Origin of the sequence: Micromonospora cabrerizensis (assembly GCF_022230955.1) — a bacterium.
Lineage (GTDB): Bacteria > Actinomycetota > Actinomycetes > Mycobacteriales > Micromonosporaceae > Micromonospora > Micromonospora cabrerizensis.
The window spans coordinates 37,833-59,082 of record NZ_JAKKFI010000053.1 but is presented as its reverse complement, the minus strand read 5'-3'; the positions used below and the strand labels follow the sequence as shown (position 1 = coordinate 59,082).

Genomic DNA, 21,250 nt, shown 5'->3' with positions numbered 1-21,250 from the left:
GGCGTGCGACCGGCGCGGTCAGCGGCGACGCCGGTGCGGCTGACCGGACCGCGCCGACTGACCTGTGCGGCTGGGCTGCCCGGATCTGCTGGGCTGGCTCGCACGGGTGGACTGGCCAGAACGCGCCGACTGGCCGGTCAGCAGCGCCGAGCGGAACACCCCGTCCGGGTCGTAGCGCTTCCACAGCCGCCGCACCCGGGCCCCCGTCTCACCGGGGTAGATCCGGGCGAACGCGGTCGGGTCCGGTCGGCTCTCGAAGTTGACGTACGCGCCGTCCGCGCGGGCACCCACAGCCCGCCAGGCCGCGTCCAACGCCCCGGCGCCCTGCGGTGGGAACACCGAGGCGACCACCATCGTGTCCTGGTGGCGATGGGAGTACGCGGTCGCGCCGGGCGCGACGTCGTTGACCGCCCCACCCAACGAGCGGAGTTGGACCACCGCCCGCCCCGGCCCGGTCACCGCGCGCGTCACGGCCCGAGCGCCGGCGTCGTCCAGGCCGGTGAACAGACCGTTGGTGGTCGTGCCGCGCTGCTGCCCGACGTTGGGGTGCAGGTGCGCGGTCGGCACCAGCGTCGGGTAGGGCAGCAGGTCGGTCCGGTGTTCGAGCACCTTGCCGATGGCGAGCAGTGGCTCCACCGCCGGGCGGGCCCGGCGCAGGCTCTCGGCGGCCACCACGGCGGTGATGGACATGAGCACCGAGCGGCCCTCGGCGTACACCACGGCGGCCGCGGACAGCTCCCGTGGGGCCTGCGCGAGGTAGCTCGTCCACTCCCGGATGGTGCGACCGTCCGGGTGCGCCTCGACGACCAGTTGCGCCACACCGACGTTGCGCTGCTCGGCCGCCTCGATCTCGAAGGCCACCACGATCCCCGCGCCGGCTCCGGCGCCCCGGACCAGCCAGAACAGCTCCGGCTCGTGCTCGGCGTCGGCGCGTACCAGCGTCCCGTCGGCGAGCACCACCTCGACCGCGCGGACGCGGTCGATGGTGAGGCCGTGGGCGCGGACCAGCCAGCCGACGCCGCCGCCGGTGGCCAGGCCGCCGACGCCCACGCCGCCGTAGTCACCCGAGCTGACCACCAGGCCGTACGGGGCCAGCGCCTTCGCGACGTTCGCCCAGCGGGCACCGGCCTCGACCCGGACCAGCCCGGCCCGCTCGTCGAGGACCTGCACCCGGTTGAGCATGGACAGGTCGATGACCACCCCACCGTTGTTGGAGGAGGCCCCGGAGAAGCCGTGCCCGCCGCTGCGGACGGCGATGGGCAGCCGCTGCTCCCGCGCGTACCGGAGCGCGTCGACCACCTGCGCGGTGGTCTTCGGCAGCAGCACGGCCGCCGGCGACGCCGACGTGGTGTACGTCGAGCGCAGGTGCGCGTACCGGCGGTCGCCGGGTGTGACGATCTGCCCCCGGAGGGAGTCGGGCACCCGGGCCGTGGCGGTGGTCATCGCTGCCCCCGGGCTGCTCGGCCGTCATCGGTCATGGCCCAAGAGTGGGTCGGGGGCGACGGTGTGGCAAACCTCGGGTCGTCCACCAACCATTGGTAGGTGGTCAACGAGCGCTGGGTGGCGGCACGTGCCCGGTCGGAGTGACCCGAATCTCCACCGGGTCACTCCGACCGGCGACGTCGTTCGGGCCGGTCCGACCGGGGCGTGGAGATCACCTCGGTCGGACCGGACCCGAATCACCGTGTGGGGCTGGGCACCGCGGTCGGGGTCGGGGAGATCGGCAGGCCGGGAACGCCGGGCGCCCCACCCGGGACGGCTGTCGGTCCCTGCTCACCTGGCCTGCCCGGCACACCCGGAGGGCCCGCCTTGTCCGGCCCGGCCGGCAAGCCGGGGGCACCCGGCAAGCCCGACATCGTCGGCGACGGCACCGGCCGGCCGGGCCTAGCAGGCACGCCGGGCGGCCCGGACGGCTCGGGGATCGCCGGGCTGGGTACGGCCGCCGGGCCCGCCGGGCTCGGCACCGCTGGTGGAGGCCCGTCCGAGTCGGTCGCGGCCAGGGCGATCGGAGCCGCGATCAGGATCGCCGCCAGGGTGCCCACCGCCCCCATCGTCACCGTGGCGCGGCGTCTGTTGCGAACCCGCCGTTCCGCTCGGTTCAACTGGTCATGCACGATCGGTGCCTCCTCGGCCAGGTCGGTGAGGGTGGATCGGATGAGGCTCTCGAAGGGATCGATCATCGCCGTACCTCCAGCAACTCGATCTCCGGCAGCAGGTCGCGCAGGCGCTTGACCGCCCGGTGCGTACGGCTGCGGACGGTGCCCACCGAGCAGCCGAGCAGCTCGGCCACCCGGGCTTCGGGCAGGTCCTCGTAGTAGCGCAGGACCACCACCGTCCGCTGCGCCGGTGGCAGGTGGCGCAGCGCGGCACGCATCGCCAGCCGTACGTCGGAGCCACCGCTCGGGTCGGCGCCGACCGGCTCGTCGGCCGGGTTGAGCGGCGTCTCCCGTCGTCGGCGAAGTCGCCGCCACCAGCTGATCTGCTGGCGGTACATCACCACGCGGAGATACCCCTCGGGATCGGCGTGCCGGATGGTGTCCCACTTTGGGATGGTTCGCGCCAACGCCGACTGGAACAGGTCCTCGGCGGCGTTGCGGTCCCCGGTCAGCAGGTACGCGACCCGCATCAGCGCCGGCGTCCGGCTGCCGACGAACTCGGCCAGCCGAGCGCGTTCGTCCTCGTCCACCCACACCCCCGTTTCGTTGTCACCCATACAGACGCCCCAGGTCATCGTCGCTATCCGCGATCCGGGGTGTTTTTCCGGCCCGGAAGTGTCGGTCGTGACGGGTACCGTCCGGCCACCAACTGAAGAAGGGGTGCGGAACATGACGAGCGTGGCGGGTTGGGCGGCGGCGTCGACACCGGGCGCGTTCCCGCCGCTGCCCCGCGCGGTGGCGCAGTCCTTCTACCGCCGGATGCGGGCCGTCGCGCCGGCCGCCGTCGGCGCCATCGAACGGGACCGGGCGGCCGACCCCGAGCAGATCTTCTCCGACACCGCCTGCGGCCGGTTGGTCGGCTCACTCGACAACGCCGGCCTTCGGGCACTGGGGATGTGGACCCACCACTGGTGCATGCGCTTCTACGACGACGACACCCGCGTGGGCCGGCGGTTGGTGCGCGAGATCGCCGCCCGGGCCGGGTTGGGCTGGACGGCCGACGAGGTGCGCTGGATGCTGCGCGAGTCGTTCTCCGCCGGCCCGGCCGCCGCCGACCGGTTCACCCTGCCCCGTGCCGCCGCCGCACAACTGCCCCCGGCCGACCGGCCGCCCGTGGACGACTGGCCCGAGGTCGAGGTGCCCCGCCAGCGACGAGGCCGGCACGCGGGCGGGTGATCGGCTGCCGCTTCGCTGCGGCAGGATGGACGCCGCACCACCCCGACGGAAGGACGCGCCGATGCCCGCCAGCGAACCGACCATCATCGCCACCAGCATGGGCTTCTCCCGGGGCGACCGAGGGCCGTACGACATGCGCCCCAGCCCGGTCTTCGAGCTGGCGGCGGAGCTGGCCGAGGCTGGTCCGCAGCCGCGAATCTGCTACCTCGGGCAGGCCGTCGGTGACCAGCCCACCTCGCTGACCGCCATCTACGGCGCGTTCGCCGACACCCGGTTCCGGCTGTCACACCTCGCGCTCTTCCCCATGCCGAACGTCGAGGACGTCCGCGCCCACCTGCTTGCCCAGGACGTGATCTGGGTCGGTGGCGGCAGCGTGGCCAACCTGGTCGCCGTCTGGCGGGTGCACGGGCTCGACGACATCCTGCACGAGTGCTGGCAGGCCGGTGTGGTGCTGGCGGGCGTCTCCGCCGGCTCGATCTGCTGGCACGTCGGCGGTGCCACCGACAGCTTCGGGCCCCGGCTGCGCGGCTTCACCGAGGGGTTGGCCTGGTTGCCGTACGGCAACGGGGTGCACTACGACAGCGAGGGCCAGCGCCGTCCGCTGATGCACGAGCTGGTGGGCAGCGGGACGCTCCCGACGAGCCACTGCACCGACGACGGGGTCGGCCTGGTCTACCGGGGCATCCGGCTGGTCGAGGCAATCGCGGACCGCGAGGGCGTCTCGGCGTACGAGGTCAGCCGCGGCGCGGACGGCAGCGTCCGCGAGGCCGTCATCGCCCCACGCCTGCTCGGCTGACGACCGATCGGCGTCGCCCCTCGCCGGGGGCCGTGCCGCCGGAAACCGAGCCGCGTGGACCGGCCCCGTCGGCGTCGGCGTAAGCTGGCCGGTCGTGAGTCTTTCCATCGGCATCGTCGGCCTGCCCAACGTCGGCAAGAGCACGCTTTTCAACGCGTTGACCAAGAACGACGTGCTGGCGGCGAACTACCCGTTCGCCACCATCGAGCCCAACGTCGGCGTGGTCGGGCTGCCCGACGAGCGGCTGGGCAAGCTGGCCGAGATCTTCTCCTCGCAGAAGGTGCTGCCCGCCCCGGTGTCGTTCGTCGACATCGCCGGCCTGGTCCGCGGCGCCTCCAAGGGGCAGGGTCGCGGCAATGCCTTCCTGGCCAACATCCGGGACGCCTCGGCGATCTGCCAGGTCGTGCGGGCCTTCTCCGACCCGAACGTGGTGCACGTCGACGGCAAGATCTCCCCGGCCGACGACATCGAGACGATCAACACCGAGCTGATCCTCGCCGACCTGCAGACCCTGGACAAGGCGCTGCCCCGGTTGGAGAAGGAGGCCAAGCTCCGCAAGGACCGGCTCGCAGCGGTCGCCGCCGCGAAGGCCGCGATCGAGGTGCTCGACGGCGGCACCACCCTCTACTCCGGGGCCGCCGCCGCCAAGATCGAGCTGGAGCACCTTCGCGAGCTGCACCTGCTCACCACCAAGCCCTTCCTGTACGTCTTCAACGTCGACGAGGCCGAACTGGCCAACGAGTCGTTCCTCGACGAGCTGCGCGCCCTGGTCGCCCCCGCCGAGGCCGTCTTCATGGACGCCAAGATCGAATCTGAGCTGGTGGACCTGCCCGAGGAGGAGGCCCGCGAGCTGCTGGAGTCGATCGGGCAGAACGAGCCCGGCCTCAACCAGCTCGTCCGGGTCGGCTTCCGCACGCTCGGCCTCCAGACGTACCTCACGGCCGGCCCCAAGGAGGCGCGCGCCTGGACCGTCCCGGTCGGCGCCACCGCGCCGGAGGCCGCGGGTGTCATCCACAGCGACTTCCAGCGCGGCTTCATCAAGGCCGAGGTGGTCTCCTACCGCGACCTGGTCGAGTTCGGCTCGATGTCGGCGGCCAAGGCGGCGGGCAAGGTCCGCATCGAGGGCAAGGAGTACGTCATGCAGGACGGCGACGTGGTGGAGTTCCGCTTCAACGTCTAGTTCCGGCTCAACGTCTGCCGCCTAAGCTTCGCCTCGTGGTGAAGCTGAGGGCGGTGATGGTGCGCTGGCAGTCGGACGATTTTCCCGGTTGGGTCGAGGTCTCCGTGCGGGATGCGCGCGGACGGGATCATCGGATCATCGAGAAGGTGCCCGTCCTGACGTCACTGCCCGTGACGGCCGATTCGCGCTTTCCCATGCCGTTCTGGATCGATGCGGAAGCCGAAAGCATCGACGGTGATGAGATCGTCGTAGTGCTGCCGGAGGGGACGGTAACGATCGAGGGCAATGGGAGCCTGGTGGTCGTCTCGGCCAAGGCCGATCAGGAGCGCTACCGCCATGATCGCGGATGGCTGGATCACGCAATTCACGAACTTCCGACAGGGGTGCTCTGGGGCGTCGACGGCGCAACAGCCGCGCAGTGCGCCGAGATGCTGCACGGCTTGGACGGGTTCGCGCTCGTGTGCGCCCGCCTCGGGCTCGACGATCACTCGGAGTTCATCGACGCCTGCCGGTGGCACTTCGACCACTACCCGCACTACCTGAGCCGCCGTCGATATTTCGCGGACTACGCGACGTACATCTGTGATCGGCGGGGACCGTTGCAGGTCTCACCACCCCCGAGCCCGTACTGGCTGCGGCGTCCCCGGCCGCAGGCCTCCTGACGTTGTTCGACGGCGCAACGCGGTGGGTTTCCGCTTCGACGTCTGAACCCAGCCTGTTACCGCAGGTCAGACGGTTGATTTGTGGACAGGGAGTACGGCGTCCATGGCTGATCGGCGAACTGAACAGGTCTCCCGATCGGCGAATGGGTCTCCTGGATTCCTTTGCTCTCGGTGACAAGAGGACTCGGCGACGTAAGGGCGAGGTGGTACTCCGCCCAGTAGACCGCGCTGGCTACGACGTAGTCCTCGATCGAACTCGGCCTCAACAGGTAGACATTCGTGTTTCGGGTCGGTCCGATCCTTGCCTCGATGGCGGCCTGTTCGTCGTCGGTGGGGTGTCGCAGATGGATCGGCCCCACAGCGGACCAGCAAGAGATCCGGTCGATGTTCATGAAGCAGATGTCGAGCACCCGGAACTCGCTGTCGCCGTAGCTATCCTCGATCTCCACAGGGGAGGGAAAGCCACGGAACAACGCGTACCCGTGGCCGCCATACCGATAGCCGATGAGGCTGAAGGACCTGGCATCGGTGAATCCCAGCTTGCCGCGTTCAAGGGTCAACGGTAGACCGTCCTTCTGCCCGATTTCACGCCACGCTATCTGACGGGTCGCGCAGGTCCCGATACCGATGGGAGACGCGAGTCCCGAGACCGGACACCGGACTGCCGCGCTGGACTATCCCGCCGGCCGTCGACCCGGGCGAGCCGAGCACACCACCGCCCGGCCCGCCAGCGTCCGCACGTGATCAGTCGCTATGGCAGTATCGCGGCCGTGACCGAAGCCGAGCAGGTTCCGCATCGCGATGATCGTGCGTGGCCGCGTGGAGCGGGGCCGATGTCCCTAGCAGTTGGCCTGGTCGCGATCGCTTTCGGAGTCGCAGTGACCGCAAGGTCCGCACAGGCCCTTACATCAGCGCTGTGTCTGCTTGCGGGTCTGCTGATCGGGTCGTCATTGATAGTCGTCGGAATGCGGCGATGGCTTTCCGGCAAGGGGATTCCAGCAGGGCTCGGCATCACTTCGGCAGTGGTTGCCGTGGCCGCCTGGATCTTTTTCAAGGTGACCGGCATGACTGGCGGGGGAGGCGCACTCTTTGCTGGACTAGTGGGCGGCCTTCTTTTCGCCAACGTCTGGGCCATCCAGGCCGCGAAGGCGAACCGTCTACGGTGACGGCTCCCACGCGACCGGGCCCAACGGGATGCTGGTCGTGAGCCTGCCGGGCGGAGACCTGGCGGTATGGGCATCTCGACCCTGACCGTGTCGGCCGGGCCAGGCCGAAGGTCACGCGCCAGGCGAGCGGCTCGCTGGTGCCGAAGCACCGCGTCAGTGGCAAACTGCCTCGGATGGGACGGGGCAAGAATCCATGGTGGCAGACAACGAAGACGCCAAAGGGTGGGTTCATCCTGGGAGGCATCTGGATCTTCCTTGGCGTGGCGCGCGCTGTAGCTGCCATCGGTGAGCCGATCGGCTGGTCTTTGATCATCGGGCTCCTGACGGCACTGCTCGGCGCTGCCTATCTGATATCGGCCTTGCTGCTGCGTCGGCGGCAGCGTTCGCAAGCCGATGGAGGGTGACTGACCGCCAACCCTGACGGCAGAGTCAGGCGGACCGCCGTCCCCGGTTGGATGGCACCGCTCGGTTCAGCGTGATGCCTGTGAGTCATCAAGATGACTCACAGGCATCACGCTCAAGAGAGCGGATGACCCCGGTCGAGATGAAGTCAGACGCCCGGCCCCGCCCCGCCCCGCCCGGCCCCGTCGTGTTGGCCGACCGACGCGGCAGCAGCGGCCGCTCGCGGACGGCATCCGACGTTGGTGCCGCCGAAGTTCGTGCCTTCCCCGGGGCCTGCTGCGACGTCAGGGACGGACGGCCTTCAAGCCATGTACGGCGGCGTACTCCGCTGCAAGCCATGGCCCCAGGTCGTCGAGGAGTTCGCGTAGGACAGCCGGATCCGCCGACGGTGCACGGCCGATCCGGGCAGCCCCGAGCATCTGCTCGGCGCGTGCTGGGTAGTAGATACCAAACGCCTCGGCGCACTCGGTGAGGTCGCTCGTCCAACCTCCCCAACGAGGCATGACCAGAGTGAATCCCGTCCTGACGATGCGACGAGCGGCGAGCCTGCTGAGGCTTTTGCGTTTGTTGTCAGTGGTCGCCCTGGCTGCCTGCCTGCCCCACTCCGGGAGCGCCAATGACAGGTCGCCGTTCGTCTCCCGGGCGAGCAGAGCAGTGGGCCGGTAACGGGGGAGTTCGTCGGCGAGGTCGTCGCCGAGCAGTGGAGTGCAAAGGCAGGCGACGAAGAAGCCGAGATCATGGCGTTCGAGCTCGCTGAGCAATGTGCGTCTGCTGAACAGCAGGATGCCCACGCCGTCGATCTGGTCGAAGGCCTGGTCGAGTGCCTGCTCGATCCTCGCCGCATCCAGCCGGTCGGCCTCGGTCGGTTCGGTGTGCAGGGCAAGCAGCAGGTCGAGATCGGAAATCCCGAGCCTGGCGGTGCCGCGCGGGATGCTGCCGTAGACGTAGGCACTGTGCAGCCGACCGTCACCGAAAGCATCGACTGTCCGCGCACGTGCTGCGGCAACGACGCCAGCGAACGCGTCTGGGACGCGACTCAGCGCACCTTCGCGGGCGATCGTCCCGTCGACGTCCAATCCCTTCCCGACCATGCGGCCACTCTGCCGGAGCACCTGATTCCCGCGAACCGGTTAACGGGCGTCGAGTGGTACGGAGATGGCGTTTCTGACCATGGCTACGGCTTGGTCGACCTCTCGCGCTGTGGCAGAGAAGTCGTCCTGCTCGGACTCGTGCACGAAGGCGGTGACACCTCGGCGGCTGCCGCAGTAGTCCACGATCCCGTGTTCGATCTGCGTCCGCAGCGCCTGCCCGTACCCGTGGCGTTCGTAGAGGCCGGCGTCGTCGCCGGCGATGGGGAGCAGGTGGGTGGTAAGCCGTTGCAGCCTCGGTCGGATGCCGGTGGAGGGGGCGTAGTCGAAGGCCCATCCGTTGATGAAGACACGGTCGATCCATCCCTTGAGCAGCGCCGGCATCGACCACCAGTAGACCGGGAAGACCAGCACGAGGTCGGTGGCGCGATCGAGGCGCTGCTGCTCGCGGCGGACGTCGGGCGGAGGCTCGCCACGCTGCTGGTATGCCCGACGGTCGGCCACACCGAACCTCGGGTCGAATTCCTCCTTTGCCAGGTCGGCGACCTCGACCGAGCCCGGGCGCAGCGCCGCCGCAAGCTGCCGAACCGTGTGGTGCGTGAGGGACCCGGGCTCCGGATGCACGGTTACCAACAGGGTGTGCACGGGCGCGCGTCCCCTTATTGCTCGGCCCAGACGCCCAGCTCGTTGCCGCTGGGGTCGGTGAAGTGGAACCGGCGGCCACCGGGGAACTCGTACGGACCGTTCACCACCTGCCCGCCGGCCTCCTTGACGGCCTGGACGGAGCGGTCGAGGTCGGCCGAGTAGAGCAGCACCAGTGGGCCGCCCGCCCGGACGTCCTGATCCTCGCGGAGACCGCCGACCTCGGCCGCGGAGTCGGCGTGCGGGCTGCGGATGCCGGCGTACGCCGGCCCGTAGTCGTTGAACTCCCAGCCGAACGCGTCGGCGTAGAAGCGCTTGGCCTCGGCGAGGTTGGTCACGGTGAACTCGACGTAGTCGATGGCGTGGTGCCGGTGCGGCGATGGCTCAGACATGCACCGCATTGTGCGCCCCGGGTACGACGCGACCGCGACATGCAACTAAAGGTTGCGCGAAGGCGCGGGCTGTCGTAGGTTGAGTGCAACCAAAGGTTGCGAAAGGTTGAGGCTCATGGAGCAGGGAACCATCGAACGCGACATCCACGTCGACGCGTCACCCGAGGTGGTCTTCGAGGTGGTCAGCCAGCCCGAGCACATGCGGGAGTGGTGGCCCGACGACGCGCGGTTCGAGTCGGTCGCAGGCGCACCCGGCGACCTGGTGTGGCGCAACGCCGACACCGGCGAGACGACGACCGTCGCGCTCGCCGTCGTCGAGGTCGACCCGCCAAAGCGATTCTCCTTCCGGTGGTCCTTCACCGAGCCGGACCGCGGTGGGCAGGCGCTGCTCGTCACCTTCGACCTGGTCCCCGACGCCACGGGGACGCAGATCCGGATGACCGAGACCGGGTTCCGCGAGATGGGCTGGGAGGTCGCCGTGCTGGAGGCGCAGTACCAGGACCACGAGAACGGGTGGGACCACTACATGCCCAGGCTGGGCGCGTACGTCGCGCGGCTGGTCTCCACCCCGTGAGTACGGCGGTCGACGACGAGCTGTGGTCCGCGATCGGTGACCCCACCCGTCGTACGATGATCGATCTTCTGCTCTCCGACGGGCCGGGCACCGCGACGTCGCTGAGCAGGCGGCTGCCCGTCACCCGGCAGGCCGTCTCCAAGCACCTGGCCGTCCTGGACCGGGTCGGGCTGATCCATGCCGAGTCGGCCGGTCGCGAGCGTCACTACCAGGTCGACGAGGCGCAGCTCGCCCGCGCCGTCGCGCAGTTGTCGGCGGTGGGCTCCACCTGGGACGCCCGACTCCGCCGGATCAAGCGGATCGCCGAGGCGATCGAGCGCAACCGCCACACCAACGAAGGAGAATGACAATGGTCAGCATCCTGCACCAGGTCGGCGTCGTCGCTCCGCTCGACGATGCCTACCGAGCGGTGGCAACTCCCGAGGGCGTCGCCGGCTGGTGGTCGGTCGACACGACCGGCAAGAGCGAGGTCGGCGGACGGTTGGCCGTCCGGTTCGGCGACGACGGCGGGTTCGACCTGGACATCCTGGAGCTGGACCCGGCCGGCCGGGTGCGGTGGCGGGTCACCGACGGCCCCGCCGAATGGGTCGGCACCGAGATCGACTGGCGTCTCGAACGGCGTGGCAGGTACACGATCGTCCAGTTCACCCACGAGGGCTGGCGCGAGCCGACCGAGCTCATGCACCAGTGCGGCACCAAGTGGGCGACGTTCCTGATGAGTCTCAAGGCGCTGGTGGAGACGGGGCGTGGCCGGCCGGCGCCGGACGACGTCCAGATCAGCGACGGGCACTGACCTCGGTGACGGCCTGATCGTCGCGGGTTCGCGTGCTCCGTCGCGTGAGCGCGAACCCCCCGGCGATCAGGCCGAGGGCCACGATCGCCACGGCGCAGAGCAGCAGCGTCGGTCGGGGGCCGACGGCCCCCACCAGCGGGCCGCCCAGCATGGTGCCCAGTGGCACCGCCAGCACGAGGATGGCACCGTTCGTGGCGAGCACCGCGGGCAGCTGGGCGGTCGACGTGCTGCGCTGGAACAGCGCCATCGACGTGGACATGTACGGCGCCCAGATGAGGCCCGCCAGGGCGAACGCCGGCAACGACACCCCGACGGGTACGCCCAGGCCGAGCGGCAGCATGGCGACGCCGAACGCGACGACGATGCCGATGGTGGTGGCTCGCAGTGGCCAGCGGCGTAGGTGACCGGCGACCAGACCTCCGACGAGACCGCCGATGCCGAACGCGGTGTAGTAGGCGCCGAGCAGCGTCGCGGAGGCGTGCAGGTCGTCGGTGATGTGGATCGGCACCGCCACGTACACCGGTCCGAAGAGGAAGAAGAACCCGAGACTCAGCACCAGAAGGCCGAACAGGGCGGGGTTCTGACGGATGACCGCGAAGCCTGCCGTTCGCGAAGCGCCGCGCTCCGATCGCGCGGGTCCGCCTTGGGCGGGAAGGGCGAGACGGTACGTGAGAGCCAGCGCGGCGAAGGTGGCGGCGTCGATGGCGATCACCCACACCGGCCCCGCCCAGCCGATCAGGATGCCCGCCAGTGGCGGGCCGACGATGGTGGCGAACCCTCCGATGGTGCTGAGCACGGCATTCGCCGGCAGATGGTGCTGCTGCGGCAACAGCTCGGCGATCAGGGTGAACCGGCCGGCGGAACCCCACGAGTGCAGCAACGCCGACGCGGCCAGCAGGGCGACGTACAGCCCGACGGTGAGCACACCGGAGAGGTGGGCGAGGGGGATCGCCGCGAGCGCGCAGGCCCGCAGGATCGCGTCCCAACCGGCGAGCTGTGCGCCGCCGCGCCCGCGCAGCAGCCTGCCGAAGATGACCGTCCCGGCCGCGCTGGGCAGGGTGTACGCCGCCATGGCCGCCGCGATCCAGATGCCGCGCTGACCGTGCGGGGCGAGTTGGATGGCGAGCCAGGTCACCGCGACCACCGCCATGCCGTCGCCCAAAGCGGACACGGCGAGCCCGGGCAGGACGCGCCGGAGCTGGGGGTGACTGACCACCGGCCAGTACGGCGAGGAGCGTGGAAAACGGACGGCGTTCGTTGGCATGCTGCCAGCTCACCCGGCGCGGGTCCGGCGCACTAGGTGAGACTGCTGGCAGCAGAATCAGCCGAACGCGAAACGACCGGACTACCGGTCCGGGTGGGCGTCCTCGGCGCGAGGCCCGGCAGGGCGCTCGTCTGCTGCGGGCGCGGTGTCGCCGCCGAGCAGTGCCGCACGTAGGCGGTTGTTCTCGCGCTTGGCGCGGCGAGCCGGGCCGATACCGGCGATGATGCCGCAGATGTAGCCGAGGGGCACCAGCACCCGGCCGACCGTTTCGGCCGTGCCGTGCGCGTCCTCCCGCAGGATGTAGCCGACGATCAGCAGGCCGAGCGCCAGCGCCAGGACGGCCAGATCGGCTCGTTTGAACATCATGGGCACTCGCTCTCGCTGGCGGAGATCGACCCCGGCCCCTCGTGGCAGGGCGTCGTGCCCACAGTGACACATCCACGCCCATGCCCTCGGGGACCGGAGTCGATCAGCCGCCGTTACTCCGCCCGGTAGACGGAGATGTGCGACGGGCTGTCGGCACGGAACGGTCGCCGCTGCCAGTCGGCGTACCGCTCGGTGAGCTTGAGCCCCGCCTGCTGCGCCATCGCGTCGATCTGGTGTGGCCAGGCGTACCGCATGGCGAACGGCTTCAGGTGCACACCGTCACTGTCGAAGGTGATGGTCTGCCGGATGAACCGCTGCGCCGGCCGGTCGTACCTGTGCAGCCGGATCGTCGCGGAGTCCTCGGTCACGGCCCGCACCTGCACCTGCTCGTCGGAGTCGAAGGAGCGCGGGTCGGGCACGAACGTCTCGATGACGAACGCGCCGCCGGGCGACAGCACGCGGGCGACGTTGCGGAAGCAGTCCGCCTGCCGCTCGGCGTCCACCAGGTTGAACAGCGTGTTGAAGACCAGGTACGCGAGCCGGAACTCGCCCTTGACCGGTACGTCCGCCATGTCGGCGACGACGACCGGGATCTGGTCTCCGCCCGGCTTGGCCCGCAACTGCGCCAGCATCTCCTCGGACGCCTCGACACCGTGCACGGTGAGACCGCGCGCGGCCAGCGGCAGTGCGACCCGGCCGGTGCCGATCGCCAGTTCGAGAACCGGACCCCCGTCGGCCAGATCGGCCAGGAAGTCCACCGCCGGCGCCGGGTCGGGGTTGCCGGGGCCGTCGTAGTCGGCGGCCCAGAGCCGGCCGAAGAGGCCGGGATCGTCGAAGACCGACATCAGCGGCCTCCGGGGTTGGTGTCAGTGGCGCAAAGCGGCGCCGTGGTCGGGGCGACAGATCTGCTCACGAAGTCTCGATTCCTCGGTGCGATTGACGTCGGGTCGGAGGTACTTCGTCGTGTTGGGCATGGCGCTGCTCCCTTCGCGTGGCAGTCGACCGAGGACACCAGAGACGCCGCGGGCCCGGCAAGGCAATTACGCCGGCCGGGCCGACGGCGGGCCGAACGGTCAGGAGATGTGGTGCAGGATCACGTTGTGCACGTGGTGGCTCTTCTGCGCGCCACGGAACTCCACCTCGTAGGTGTGCGTGCCGACGTGGATCGCGATCGCACCGGTGGAGAAGAACGAGCCACCCCAGGACTTGTTGCTGACCACACTCACGCTGGTGATCTTCGAGTACGGGATGCTGGTGATCGCGAACCGCTTCCCGACGAAGGACCGGTCCTGGATGATCACGCGGCGGTCGGTCAGCCCGATGAACCCGGTGCCGGTGCCGACGGCGTCGTAGACGGCGATGATCTGCTCACCCTCGAGAAGGCCACTCTCAATCTGCTGGACCTGCTCTTTGCGGTCGTACGCGATGTTCGCCATGTGATCCAGGCTAGAAAACCGGTGCCAGCGACCCAGCGTGGGCGATGACCACGAACTCGCCGTCGCCGTGACCGACCGGTTCGTGACGCCAACCGCCGTAGACGCGGTCCACGACGAAGTCTGCCCTGGTCAGAGAGCTGCGCAGCTCGGCCTCGGTGCGGAAGCGCAGGGTCGCCGAGCTGACCAGATCCTCGCCGTCGGCGAAGTGGTAGTGGTGGGTGAAGTCGACCACTCCGTCGCGTACCCCGGTGACCCTGGTCCACGCGCGGACCTCGCCGCCGTCCGGCAGCGTGACCCGACGCTCCGAATCCACCGGGTTCCACCGCTCCCAGCGGCGGTCCGCGGGGTCGCGGGCGTCGAACACCAGCCGGCCGCCGGGCACGAGCGCCCGGCGCAGGTCGGCCAGGGTACGCGTCCACTCCGCGTCGTCGACGACGAACTGCGCGACGTGGCTGGTCAGCACCGCCACGTCGAACGCCCGACTCGGGAGCAGCGCCGAGGTGCCCTCGATCCAGGTCACCTGTTCGGCACCCGGTCTGGCACGGGCGGCGGCGAGGGACGCAGCGGCGGGGTCCACACCGGTGACGCGGTGGCCGGCTGAGGCGAGGGCGACGGTCAACCGGCCGGTGCCGCAGCCGAGGTCGAGAACCCGGGCAGCCGGGGTCTCGTCGACCACCGCCCGGAAGAAGTCGTCGTCCGGCCCCCACTGGCACTCCGCGTCGTACACCTGCACCAGCCGGTGGTGGCGGAACTCGCCGTGCCTCATCGGGCGTTCGCGTCGGTCGCGGCGCGGACGAACTCGCGTACCCGGGAGGTGGTGTTGCTGGGCAACCAGACCGGCCCGCGCTCGATCGGTGGCGCGTCGTGGATGGGCACGTACGCCACGTCGGGGCGGGGGTAGTAGCGCCGTGTGTGCTCGCCCACCGGCAGGACGCCCCGGCCCAGTGCGACCAGGGACAACATCTCGGAGAAGGTGTTCCCGGCGGGACCCTTCGGAATCGGCCGGCCGCTCGGGGTGCGCTCCGGTGTGCGGTCCCGTTTGAACTCCATCGAGGTCACTGCCGGGTACTGCACCACCGGGTGGTCGGCGAGCACCTCCAGCGACACCGAGCGTGCCCGGGTGAGCGGGTGACCCGCCGCGACCGCCAGCGCCCGCTCCTCGGCCAGCAGCGCCGGGCCGGTGGCCATCCCGTCGAAGGGGAACGAGGCGATGAGGACGTCGGTGGAGCCGTCCAGGAGGCCGGACCGGGTGTTGGCCAGCTGCGCCTCCCGCACCTCGACCTGGCAGTCGGGATGCCGCTCGGTGAACAGGGCCACGGCCCGCAGCAGCACCGGCGCGGTCCACTCGCCGAGGAACGCCACCCGTAGCGTCCCGGTGACGCCCCGGCCGGCGTCGACGGCGCGGCGGACGGCCTCGTCCATCCCGGCAACCAGTGGGGCCAGCTCGTCGGCGAGTTGCCGGCCGATCGGGGTGAGCCGGACGACCCGGCTGGTGCGGGCGAACAGCGGTGCGCCGACCCGGCGTTCCAGCTTCTTGATCACATGGCTGACCCGGCCGGTGCTGACGGTCAGCCGCTCGGCTGTGCGGCCGAAGTGCAGTTCCTCGGCGAGGGTCAGGAACGTCTCGACCTCGTACCGCTCCAGCACGTCCGCCCCCATCGTTGACCTGTGGGCAACGATCGTAGCCAGATCGGCTCTTGGTCGCGGGTTGCGGTCAGCGGATCGTGAACGCGGCAGGCAACACCGAGCGAAGGGCTGCGACATGAGTATCGACGAACACCGAACGGACGTCAGCGCGGTACGGGTGACCGGTTTCGACCACCTGGTGCTGACCGTCGCCGACGTGGAACGGGCACTGGACTTCTACTGCGGTCGGCTCGGCCTGGCACCGGTGCGGGTCGACGAGTGGCGCGCGGGCGCTGTCCCGTTCCCGTCCGTGCGGATCAGCCACGGCAGCATCATCGACCTCGTCCGGGGCGATCGGCAGGGCACGAACGTCGACCACTTCTGCCTGGTGGTGGCACCGCTGGACTGGGCCCGGGTGGTCGACTCCGGAACCTTCACGGTGCTGACCGGGCCGGTCGGGCGGTTCGGCGCCCGGGGGTCGGCGACCTCCGTCTACGTGCAGGACCCGGACGGCAACTCGGTGGAGCTGCGCTGGTACCCGCAGGACGCGGAGGTCGTTTCCGAGGCGGACGTCAGGCCTCGGTGACCGCCCGGTACGCGTCCTCGATGCGGGCAGCCAACAGCACCTCACCCTCGGTCAGCGGCTCACCGTTGCCGTGCCCGACCCGGATCTGGGTGCTGTCGGACCGGCGGCTGATCTCGGGGCGAAGGTGCAGCGCATCCGCGACGACCTTGACCCGTTCAGTTAGTGCCGCGTGTTGGGTATCGTCGATCGCGAGCGTCCGTCGGATCTGCTCCCCCTCGCGTGTCCAACCAGACAGCAAGGTCAACGCGTCGGCAAGGTAGTCGTGCTTGGCTCTGCTGTTGAACAGCACGCGCATCACCGCACCCCCCAAGCGCCGTTGCCGGCTTGTGGCCAAATCGTCGCCATCCCGTGTCTTGTCGGTGTCCTCTAGTCTCTCGCCGCGCGGAAGGGGTGTCCACGCCCACACTTCCGTGTTCTGTTGGCCTAGCGGACGGCTACGGTACCCAAACCGCCGATTGATCTGGCACCCTGGACGCCCGTGCGGACCGAACGGGCGAATGGTGGCGGGCAGGTCGAACGACGGGACCTGAAGGTGATCGTCGGCGCGGCGATAATTCGGGACGGGCGGGTGCTCGCCTGTGCGCGATCCGCCCCGCCCGAAGTGGCGGGAATGTGGGAGTTTCCCGGCGGAAAGGTCGAGCCCGGAGAGGCCGAGGTCGACGCGCTGGTCCGGGAGTGCGCCGAGGAGCTGGCCGTACGCGTCGAGATCGGCGACCGGGTCGGCCGGGACGTACGGATGGCACACGGCCGTTCGGTGCTCAAGGTGTACGCGGCCCGCCTGCTCGACCACGACGAGCCCCAGGCCCTGGAACACGAGGCGCTGCGCTGGCTCACCGCCGACGAACTGGACTCGGTCACCTGGCTCCCCGCCGACGCCCCCATCGTCACAGCCCTCCGCCCCCTCCTGAAAACCCCGGGCCGCTAGCGCCTCCCGCGCCACCTGTCGGCCCTAGCCCTCGGTGATCAAGAGGTTTCGGTCACGATCACGCCTTCTGATGACCGAAACCTCTTGATCACCGGGGGCGGGCGTGGGTGGGGCAGGGTGGGGCAGGGCAGGGTGGGTGGGGGTATGCGGACGGGGGCCGTGGCTTTCGCCGCGGCCCCCGTTGTCGTTGTCGGTTCTAGTGCTTGTCGTCCTGGTCCGGGTGCGCGAAGTTGAGGTGCTCCGGAGGCAGCGGGAAGGTCACGTCGTCACCGAACGGCGACGGCGCGGCGGCCCGGTCGAAGGTGAGCTCGGTCAGCGGAAGCCTGCCCCGGTCGTCCACCGCCGGAGCGGTCGGGTGGGGCACCTCCCGGTGCCAGTTGACGCCGCTCTGCGCCTGCGCCTCAGCCTGCGGGTCGTGGGAGCCACCCGCATGCGAGTGCACCCCACCACGGGCTGAGCCCGGCGTCGCCGAGCCCTGACGGGCGGTGGTCACGCTGGTCTGGGGCGTCTCGCCCCGACGGAAGATCTTGCTACCAAGCCACACAAGGGGATCGTACCTGCGGTCGACGACTCGTTCCTTCATGGGGATGATCCCGTTGTCAGTGATCTTGATGTGCTCGGGGCAGACCTCGGTGCAGCACTTGGTGATGTTGCAGAAACCGAGGCCCTGTTCGGCCTGTGCGTACTCCTTGCGGTCCGTCCGAGCGTCCAGCGGGTGCATGTCCAGCTCGGCCGCCCGGATGAAGTACCGCGGGCCGGAGAACGCCTGCTTGTTCTCCTCGTGGTCGCGGATCACGTGGCAGACCGTCTGGCACAGGAAGCACTCGATGCACTTGCGGAACTCCTGCGAGCGCTCGACGTCGACCTGCTGCATCCGGTAGTCACCCGGGGCGACGTCCGCCGGTGGGGCGAACGCCGGCGTCTCCCGCGCCTTCTCGTAGTTGAACGAGACGTCGGTGACCAGGTCCCGGATGACCGGGAAGGTCCGCAGCGGGGTGACCGTGACGGTCTCCTCGTCGCCGAAGGTCGACATCCGGGTCATGCAACCCAGCCGCGGCTTGCCGTTGATCTCCATGGAGCAGGAGCCGCACTTGCCGGCCTTGCAGTTCCACCGGCAGGCCAGGTCGGGCGCGTCGGTGGCCTGCAGGCGGTGGATGACGTCGAGGACCACCTCGCCCTCGTTCACCTCCACCATGTAGTCCTGCAGGTCCCCGCCGGTCTCGTCGCCCCGCCAGATCCGGAACTGACGCTTCGCGCTCATCGGTTGTCCGCCTCTCCGGCGTCGGCGACGAGGGCGTCGAAGTCGGCCAGCTCCTCGTCGGTGAGGTATTTGCCCAGCTCGGCGCGGTCGAAGAGGCCGATCAGCTCCGGCCGCATCTTCGGCAGCGGCTTACGGGTCAGCCGTACGTTGTCGCCGTCCAGCGAGCAGACCAGGTTGACCTGGCGCCACTTCGGCTCCATCGCCGGGTAGTCCTCCCGGGTGTGCCCGCCGCGCGACTCCTGCCGCTCCAGCGCCGCCTTCGCGGTGCACTCCGAGACCACCAGCATGTTGCGCAGGTCCAGGGCCAGGTGCCAGCCCGGGTTGTAGCGCCGGCCGCCGAACGCGCTCACCTTGGCGACCCGCTCACGCAGCTCGGCCAGTCGCACCAGGGCGTCGGCCAGTTCGCCTTCCCGCCGGATGATGCCGACCAGGTCGCCCATGACCGCCTGGAGGTCCTGCTGAAGGGTGTACGGGTTCTCGCCGGTGTCGCGCTGGAGCGGGGCGAGCGCGGTCTCCACGGCAGCCTCGACCGCGTCCACTGCCACCTTCGGCCGAGCGGCGAGCCCGTCGGCGTAGCTGGCCGCGTGACCGCCCGCCCGCTTGCCGAAGACCAGCAGGTCGGACAGGGAGTTGCCGCCCAGTCGGTTGGAGCCGTGCATGCCGCCGGAGACCTCACCGGCGGCGAACAGCCCGCGTACGTGGCCGAAGGCGGCACCCGAATCCGGGTCCACCTCGACACCACCCATCACGTAGTGGCAGGTCGGCCCGACCTCCATCGGCTCGGCGGTGATGTCGACGTCGGCCAGCTCCTTGAACTGGTGGTACATCGACGGCAGCCGGCGGCGGATCTCTTCGGACGAGCGGCGGCTCGCGATGTCCAGGAAGACACCACCGGCGGGGGAGCCCCGGCCGGCCTTGACCTCGCTGTTGATCGCGCGGGCCACCTCGTCGCGGGGCAGCAGCTCCGGCGGACGCCGGTTGTTGTCCGGGTCGGTGTACCAGCGATCCGCCTCCTCCTCGGTCTCCGCGTACTGCTTGCGGAAGACGTCGGGGACGTAGTCGAACATGAACCGCTTGCCGTCGGAGTTCTTCAGGACGCCACCGTCACCACGTACCGACTCGGTGACCAGGATGCCCTTCACCGAGGGCGGCCAGACCATGCCGGTCGGGTGGAACTGGAGGAACTCCATGTTGATCAGCGTCGCCCCGGCGCGCAGCGCCAACGCGTGCCCGTCCCCGGTGTACTCCCAGGAGTTCGAGGTGACCTTGTAGGAGCGTCCGACACCGCCGGTGGCCAGCACGACGGCCGGTGCCTCGAAGAGGATGAACTCGCCCGACTCGCGGTAGTAGCCGAACGCGCCGGCCACCCGGTCACCGTCGAGCAGCAGCTCGGTGATCGTGGTCTCGGAGAACACCTTGATCCGGGCGTCGTACGAGCCGAACTCCCGCTGGTCCTCCTGCTGGAGCGACACGATCTTCTGCTGGAGGGTGCGGATCAGCTCCAGGCCCGTCCGGTCGCCCACGTGCGCCAGGCGCGGGTACTCGTGGCCACCGAAGTTGCGCTGCGAGATCTTGCCGTCCTTGGTGCGGTCGAAGAGCGCACCGTACGTCTCCAACTCCCAGATCCGCTGCGGCGACTCCTTCGCGTGCAGCTCGGCCATCCGGAAGTTGTTCAGGAACTTGCCGCCGCGCATGGTGTCGCGGAAGTGCACCTGCCAGTTGTCCCGGCTGTTCACGTTGCCCATCGCGGCGGCCGCGCCGCCCTCGGCCATCACCGTGTGCGCCTTGCCGAAGAGCGACTTGGAGATGATCGCGGTCTTCTTGCCGGCGAGCCGGGCCTCGATCGCCGCGCGCAGACCGGCGCCGCCGGCCCCGATGACGACGACGTCGTAGTGGTGTCGTTCGATGCGAGTGGTTGTGGTCATGTCAGGGGCCCTTTAGTTGATGAACCGCAGGTCGGAGAACCAGTCGGCCGCGAGCGCCATGATGTAGAAGTCGGCCAGCGCCAGGGTGCCGAGGGTGATCCAGGCGAGCTGCATGTGGCGGACGTTCAGGGCCGAGACGAACGTCCAGGCCTTGTACCGCACCGGGTGCTTGGAGAAGTGCTTGAGCCGGCCGCCGATGATGTGCCGGCAGGAGTGGCAGGAGATCGTGTACGCCCACAGCATCACCACGTTGAGCAGCAGGATGATGTTGCCGAGCCCGAAGCCGAAGCCCTTGGGCGAGTGGAAGGCGAGGATCGCGTCCCAGGTGTTGATCAGCGAGATGATCGCGGCGGCGTAGAAGAAGTAGCGGTGCAGGTTCTGACCGAGAAGCGGGAAGCGGGTCTCACCGCCGTACTCCTTGTGGCCGTCCGGGACGGCGCAGGCCGGCGGCGACAGCCAGAACGACCGGTAGTAGGCCTTGCGGTAGTAGTAGCAGGTCAGCCGGAACAGCAGCAGGAACGGCAGGGTCAGCGCCGCGTCCGGGATGATCCACCAGCCGGGCAGGAACCGGCCGAAGTGCGAGGCGCCCTCGATGCACCGCTCGGTGACACAGGGCGAGTAGAACGGGGTCAGGTAGTGGTAATCCGCGACCCAGTAGAAGTCGTGCATGAAGACCCGGACCGTCGCGTACGCGACCCAGGCGCTGAGCCCGATCACGGTGATCAGCGGGGCGAACCACCAGCGGTCGGTACGCAACGTCTTCGCCGCGATCGCGGCGCGCGCCCGCGCTCCCCGCGGCCTCGTTGCCGTTGAAGTCATTCGAGTCGTCTCCTC

28 protein-coding genes are annotated in these 21,250 nt (G+C 69.8%); 11 read left to right on the top strand and 17 right to left on the bottom strand.

The window, feature by feature from the left end:
* Window positions 1-18: 18 nt before the first annotated feature.
* From LADH09A_RS10335 to LADH09A_RS10325, 3 genes are all read right to left on the bottom strand, one after another.
* Window positions 19-1,443, bottom strand: a complete 1,425-nt coding sequence (locus LADH09A_RS10335; RefSeq protein WP_238644661.1) for an FAD-binding oxidoreductase — start codon at window positions 1,441-1,443, stop codon at window positions 19-21.
* A 236-nt stretch (window positions 1,444-1,679) separates the two neighbouring features.
* Entirely contained in the window at window positions 1,680-2,180 is a 501-nt protein-coding gene (locus LADH09A_RS10330) for a hypothetical protein (RefSeq protein WP_238644660.1), read from the bottom strand.
* The gene (locus LADH09A_RS10325) at window positions 2,177-2,686 is read right to left on the bottom strand and encodes a SigE family RNA polymerase sigma factor (RefSeq protein WP_238644755.1); all 510 of its coding nucleotides are present in this window, start codon (window positions 2,684-2,686) and stop codon (window positions 2,177-2,179) included. Before LADH09A_RS10325 ends, LADH09A_RS10330 begins: the two co-directional genes overlap by 4 nt.
* Window positions 2,687-2,825: 139 nt before the next feature.
* Between LADH09A_RS10325 and LADH09A_RS10320 the strand changes: the two genes are divergently transcribed.
* The 4 genes from LADH09A_RS10320 (at window position 2,826) to LADH09A_RS10305 (ending at window position 5,970) form a co-directional block, all read left to right on the top strand.
* A complete protein-coding gene (locus LADH09A_RS10320) occupies window positions 2,826-3,332 on the top strand; it encodes a hypothetical protein (protein WP_238644659.1) in 507 nt (168 codons plus the stop codon).
* Window positions 3,333-3,393: 61 nt separating this feature from the next.
* Entirely contained in the window at window positions 3,394-4,128 is a 735-nt protein-coding gene (locus LADH09A_RS10315; protein WP_238644658.1) for a Type 1 glutamine amidotransferase-like domain-containing protein, read from the top strand.
* Between the two features lie 94 nt (window positions 4,129-4,222).
* Window positions 4,223-5,308 carry a redox-regulated ATPase YchF gene (ychF, locus tag LADH09A_RS10310; protein WP_238644657.1) on the top strand — a complete coding sequence of 362 codons (1,086 nt, stop codon included), beginning with the start codon at window positions 4,223-4,225 and terminating at the stop codon, window positions 5,306-5,308.
* 35 nt (window positions 5,309-5,343) lie between these two features.
* A complete protein-coding gene (locus LADH09A_RS10305; RefSeq protein WP_238644656.1) occupies window positions 5,344-5,970 on the top strand; it encodes a hypothetical protein in 627 nt (208 codons plus the stop codon).
* A gap of 56 nt (window positions 5,971-6,026) precedes the next feature.
* Here the strand turns inward: LADH09A_RS10305 and LADH09A_RS10300 are convergent, their stop codons facing one another.
* Complete coding sequence (locus LADH09A_RS10300; RefSeq protein WP_238644655.1) at window positions 6,027-6,530, bottom strand: hypothetical protein; 504 nt, start codon at window positions 6,528-6,530, stop codon at window positions 6,027-6,029.
* A gap of 210 nt (window positions 6,531-6,740) precedes the next feature.
* Between LADH09A_RS10300 and LADH09A_RS10295 the strand changes: the two genes are divergently transcribed.
* On the top strand, window positions 6,741-7,136 hold the full coding sequence (locus tag LADH09A_RS10295; RefSeq protein WP_238644654.1) for a hypothetical protein: 396 nt from the start codon (window positions 6,741-6,743) through the stop codon (window positions 7,134-7,136).
* A 173-nt stretch (window positions 7,137-7,309) separates the two neighbouring features.
* Window positions 7,310-7,540, top strand: coding sequence for a hypothetical protein (locus LADH09A_RS10290; RefSeq protein ID WP_238644653.1), 231 nt, complete (start codon window positions 7,310-7,312; stop codon window positions 7,538-7,540).
* A 282-nt stretch (window positions 7,541-7,822) separates the two neighbouring features.
* On the opposite strand, the gene LADH09A_RS10285 is transcribed toward LADH09A_RS10290, so the two are convergent.
* Genes LADH09A_RS10285 through LADH09A_RS10275 form a run of 3 tightly spaced genes read right to left on the bottom strand, consistent with a single transcriptional unit; the run spans window position 7,823 to window position 9,660 of the window.
* Window positions 7,823-8,629: a nucleotidyltransferase domain-containing protein gene (locus tag LADH09A_RS10285; protein ID WP_238644652.1), complete on the bottom strand. Its 807-nt coding sequence runs from the start codon at window positions 8,627-8,629 to the stop codon at window positions 7,823-7,825.
* A 39-nt stretch (window positions 8,630-8,668) separates the two neighbouring features.
* Complete coding sequence (locus tag LADH09A_RS10280; RefSeq protein ID WP_238644651.1) at window positions 8,669-9,271, bottom strand: NAD(P)H-dependent oxidoreductase; 603 nt, start codon at window positions 9,269-9,271, stop codon at window positions 8,669-8,671.
* A 14-nt stretch (window positions 9,272-9,285) separates the two neighbouring features.
* Window positions 9,286-9,660 carry a VOC family protein gene (locus tag LADH09A_RS10275; protein WP_238644650.1) on the bottom strand — a complete coding sequence of 125 codons (375 nt, stop codon included), beginning with the start codon at window positions 9,658-9,660 and terminating at the stop codon, window positions 9,286-9,288.
* Between the two features lie 115 nt (window positions 9,661-9,775).
* Here LADH09A_RS10275 and LADH09A_RS10270 point away from each other — a divergent pair, with 115 nt between their 5' ends.
* The 3 genes from LADH09A_RS10270 to LADH09A_RS10260 are packed head-to-tail and all read left to right on the top strand — an operon-like array spanning window position 9,776 to window position 11,027.
* Window positions 9,776-10,234, top strand: coding sequence for an SRPBCC domain-containing protein (locus LADH09A_RS10270; protein WP_238644649.1), 459 nt, complete (start codon window positions 9,776-9,778; stop codon window positions 10,232-10,234).
* Complete coding sequence (locus tag LADH09A_RS10265) at window positions 10,231-10,581, top strand: ArsR/SmtB family transcription factor (RefSeq protein ID WP_308194523.1); 351 nt, start codon at window positions 10,231-10,233, stop codon at window positions 10,579-10,581. The genes LADH09A_RS10270 and LADH09A_RS10265 overlap by 4 nt, the downstream gene beginning before the upstream one ends.
* Before the next feature lie 2 nt (window positions 10,582-10,583).
* Window positions 10,584-11,027: an SRPBCC family protein gene (locus LADH09A_RS10260; RefSeq protein ID WP_238644648.1), complete on the top strand. Its 444-nt coding sequence runs from the start codon at window positions 10,584-10,586 to the stop codon at window positions 11,025-11,027.
* Here LADH09A_RS10260 and LADH09A_RS10255 read toward each other — a convergent pair.
* From LADH09A_RS10255 to LADH09A_RS10230, 6 genes are all read right to left on the bottom strand, one after another.
* Window positions 11,011-12,291, bottom strand: a complete 1,281-nt coding sequence (locus tag LADH09A_RS10255; protein WP_238644647.1) for an MFS transporter — start codon at window positions 12,289-12,291, stop codon at window positions 11,011-11,013. The genes LADH09A_RS10260 and LADH09A_RS10255 overlap by 17 nt on opposite strands.
* Window positions 12,292-12,372: 81 nt before the next feature.
* On the bottom strand, window positions 12,373-12,657 hold the full coding sequence (locus tag LADH09A_RS10250) for a hypothetical protein (protein ID WP_238644646.1): 285 nt from the start codon (window positions 12,655-12,657) through the stop codon (window positions 12,373-12,375).
* A 113-nt stretch (window positions 12,658-12,770) separates the two neighbouring features.
* The gene (locus LADH09A_RS10245) at window positions 12,771-13,502 is read right to left on the bottom strand and encodes a class I SAM-dependent methyltransferase (protein WP_238644645.1); all 732 of its coding nucleotides are present in this window, start codon (window positions 13,500-13,502) and stop codon (window positions 12,771-12,773) included.
* A gap of 228 nt (window positions 13,503-13,730) precedes the next feature.
* Entirely contained in the window at window positions 13,731-14,093 is a 363-nt protein-coding gene (locus LADH09A_RS10240; RefSeq protein WP_030337500.1) for a PH domain-containing protein, read from the bottom strand.
* A gap of 10 nt (window positions 14,094-14,103) precedes the next feature.
* A complete protein-coding gene (locus LADH09A_RS10235; RefSeq protein WP_238644644.1) occupies window positions 14,104-14,859 on the bottom strand; it encodes a class I SAM-dependent methyltransferase in 756 nt (251 codons plus the stop codon).
* Window positions 14,856-15,740 (bottom strand): LysR family transcriptional regulator, encoded by an 885-nt coding sequence (locus LADH09A_RS10230; protein WP_238644753.1) that lies wholly within the window; start codon window positions 15,738-15,740, stop codon window positions 14,856-14,858. The genes LADH09A_RS10235 and LADH09A_RS10230 overlap by 4 nt, the downstream gene beginning before the upstream one ends.
* Before the next feature lie 115 nt (window positions 15,741-15,855).
* Between LADH09A_RS10230 and LADH09A_RS10225 the strand changes: the two genes are divergently transcribed.
* Window positions 15,856-16,305 (top strand): VOC family protein, encoded by a 450-nt coding sequence (locus tag LADH09A_RS10225; RefSeq protein WP_238644643.1) that lies wholly within the window; start codon window positions 15,856-15,858, stop codon window positions 16,303-16,305.
* Here LADH09A_RS10225 and LADH09A_RS10220 read toward each other — a convergent pair.
* Window positions 16,292-16,600 carry a 4a-hydroxytetrahydrobiopterin dehydratase gene (locus LADH09A_RS10220; RefSeq protein ID WP_238644642.1) on the bottom strand — a complete coding sequence of 103 codons (309 nt, stop codon included), beginning with the start codon at window positions 16,598-16,600 and terminating at the stop codon, window positions 16,292-16,294. The genes LADH09A_RS10225 and LADH09A_RS10220 overlap by 14 nt on opposite strands.
* 183 nt (window positions 16,601-16,783) lie before the next feature.
* Between LADH09A_RS10220 and LADH09A_RS10215 the strand changes: the two genes are divergently transcribed.
* Window positions 16,784-17,230: a (deoxy)nucleoside triphosphate pyrophosphohydrolase gene (locus LADH09A_RS10215; RefSeq protein WP_238644641.1), complete on the top strand. Its 447-nt coding sequence runs from the start codon at window positions 16,784-16,786 to the stop codon at window positions 17,228-17,230.
* A 196-nt stretch (window positions 17,231-17,426) separates the two neighbouring features.
* Here the strand turns inward: LADH09A_RS10215 and LADH09A_RS10210 are convergent, their stop codons facing one another.
* Genes LADH09A_RS10210 through sdhC form a run of 3 tightly spaced genes read right to left on the bottom strand, consistent with a single transcriptional unit; the run spans window position 17,427 to window position 21,235 of the window.
* On the bottom strand, window positions 17,427-18,491 hold the full coding sequence (locus LADH09A_RS10210) for a succinate dehydrogenase/fumarate reductase iron-sulfur subunit (protein ID WP_238644640.1): 1,065 nt from the start codon (window positions 18,489-18,491) through the stop codon (window positions 17,427-17,429).
* Window positions 18,488-20,416, bottom strand: coding sequence for a fumarate reductase/succinate dehydrogenase flavoprotein subunit (locus tag LADH09A_RS10205; RefSeq protein WP_238644639.1), 1,929 nt, complete (start codon window positions 20,414-20,416; stop codon window positions 18,488-18,490). The genes LADH09A_RS10210 and LADH09A_RS10205 overlap by 4 nt, the downstream gene beginning before the upstream one ends.
* Window positions 20,417-20,428: 12 nt before the next feature.
* Complete coding sequence (gene sdhC / locus LADH09A_RS10200) at window positions 20,429-21,235, bottom strand: succinate dehydrogenase subunit SdhC (protein WP_238644638.1); 807 nt, start codon at window positions 21,233-21,235, stop codon at window positions 20,429-20,431.
* Window positions 21,236-21,250 lie beyond the last annotated feature (15 nt).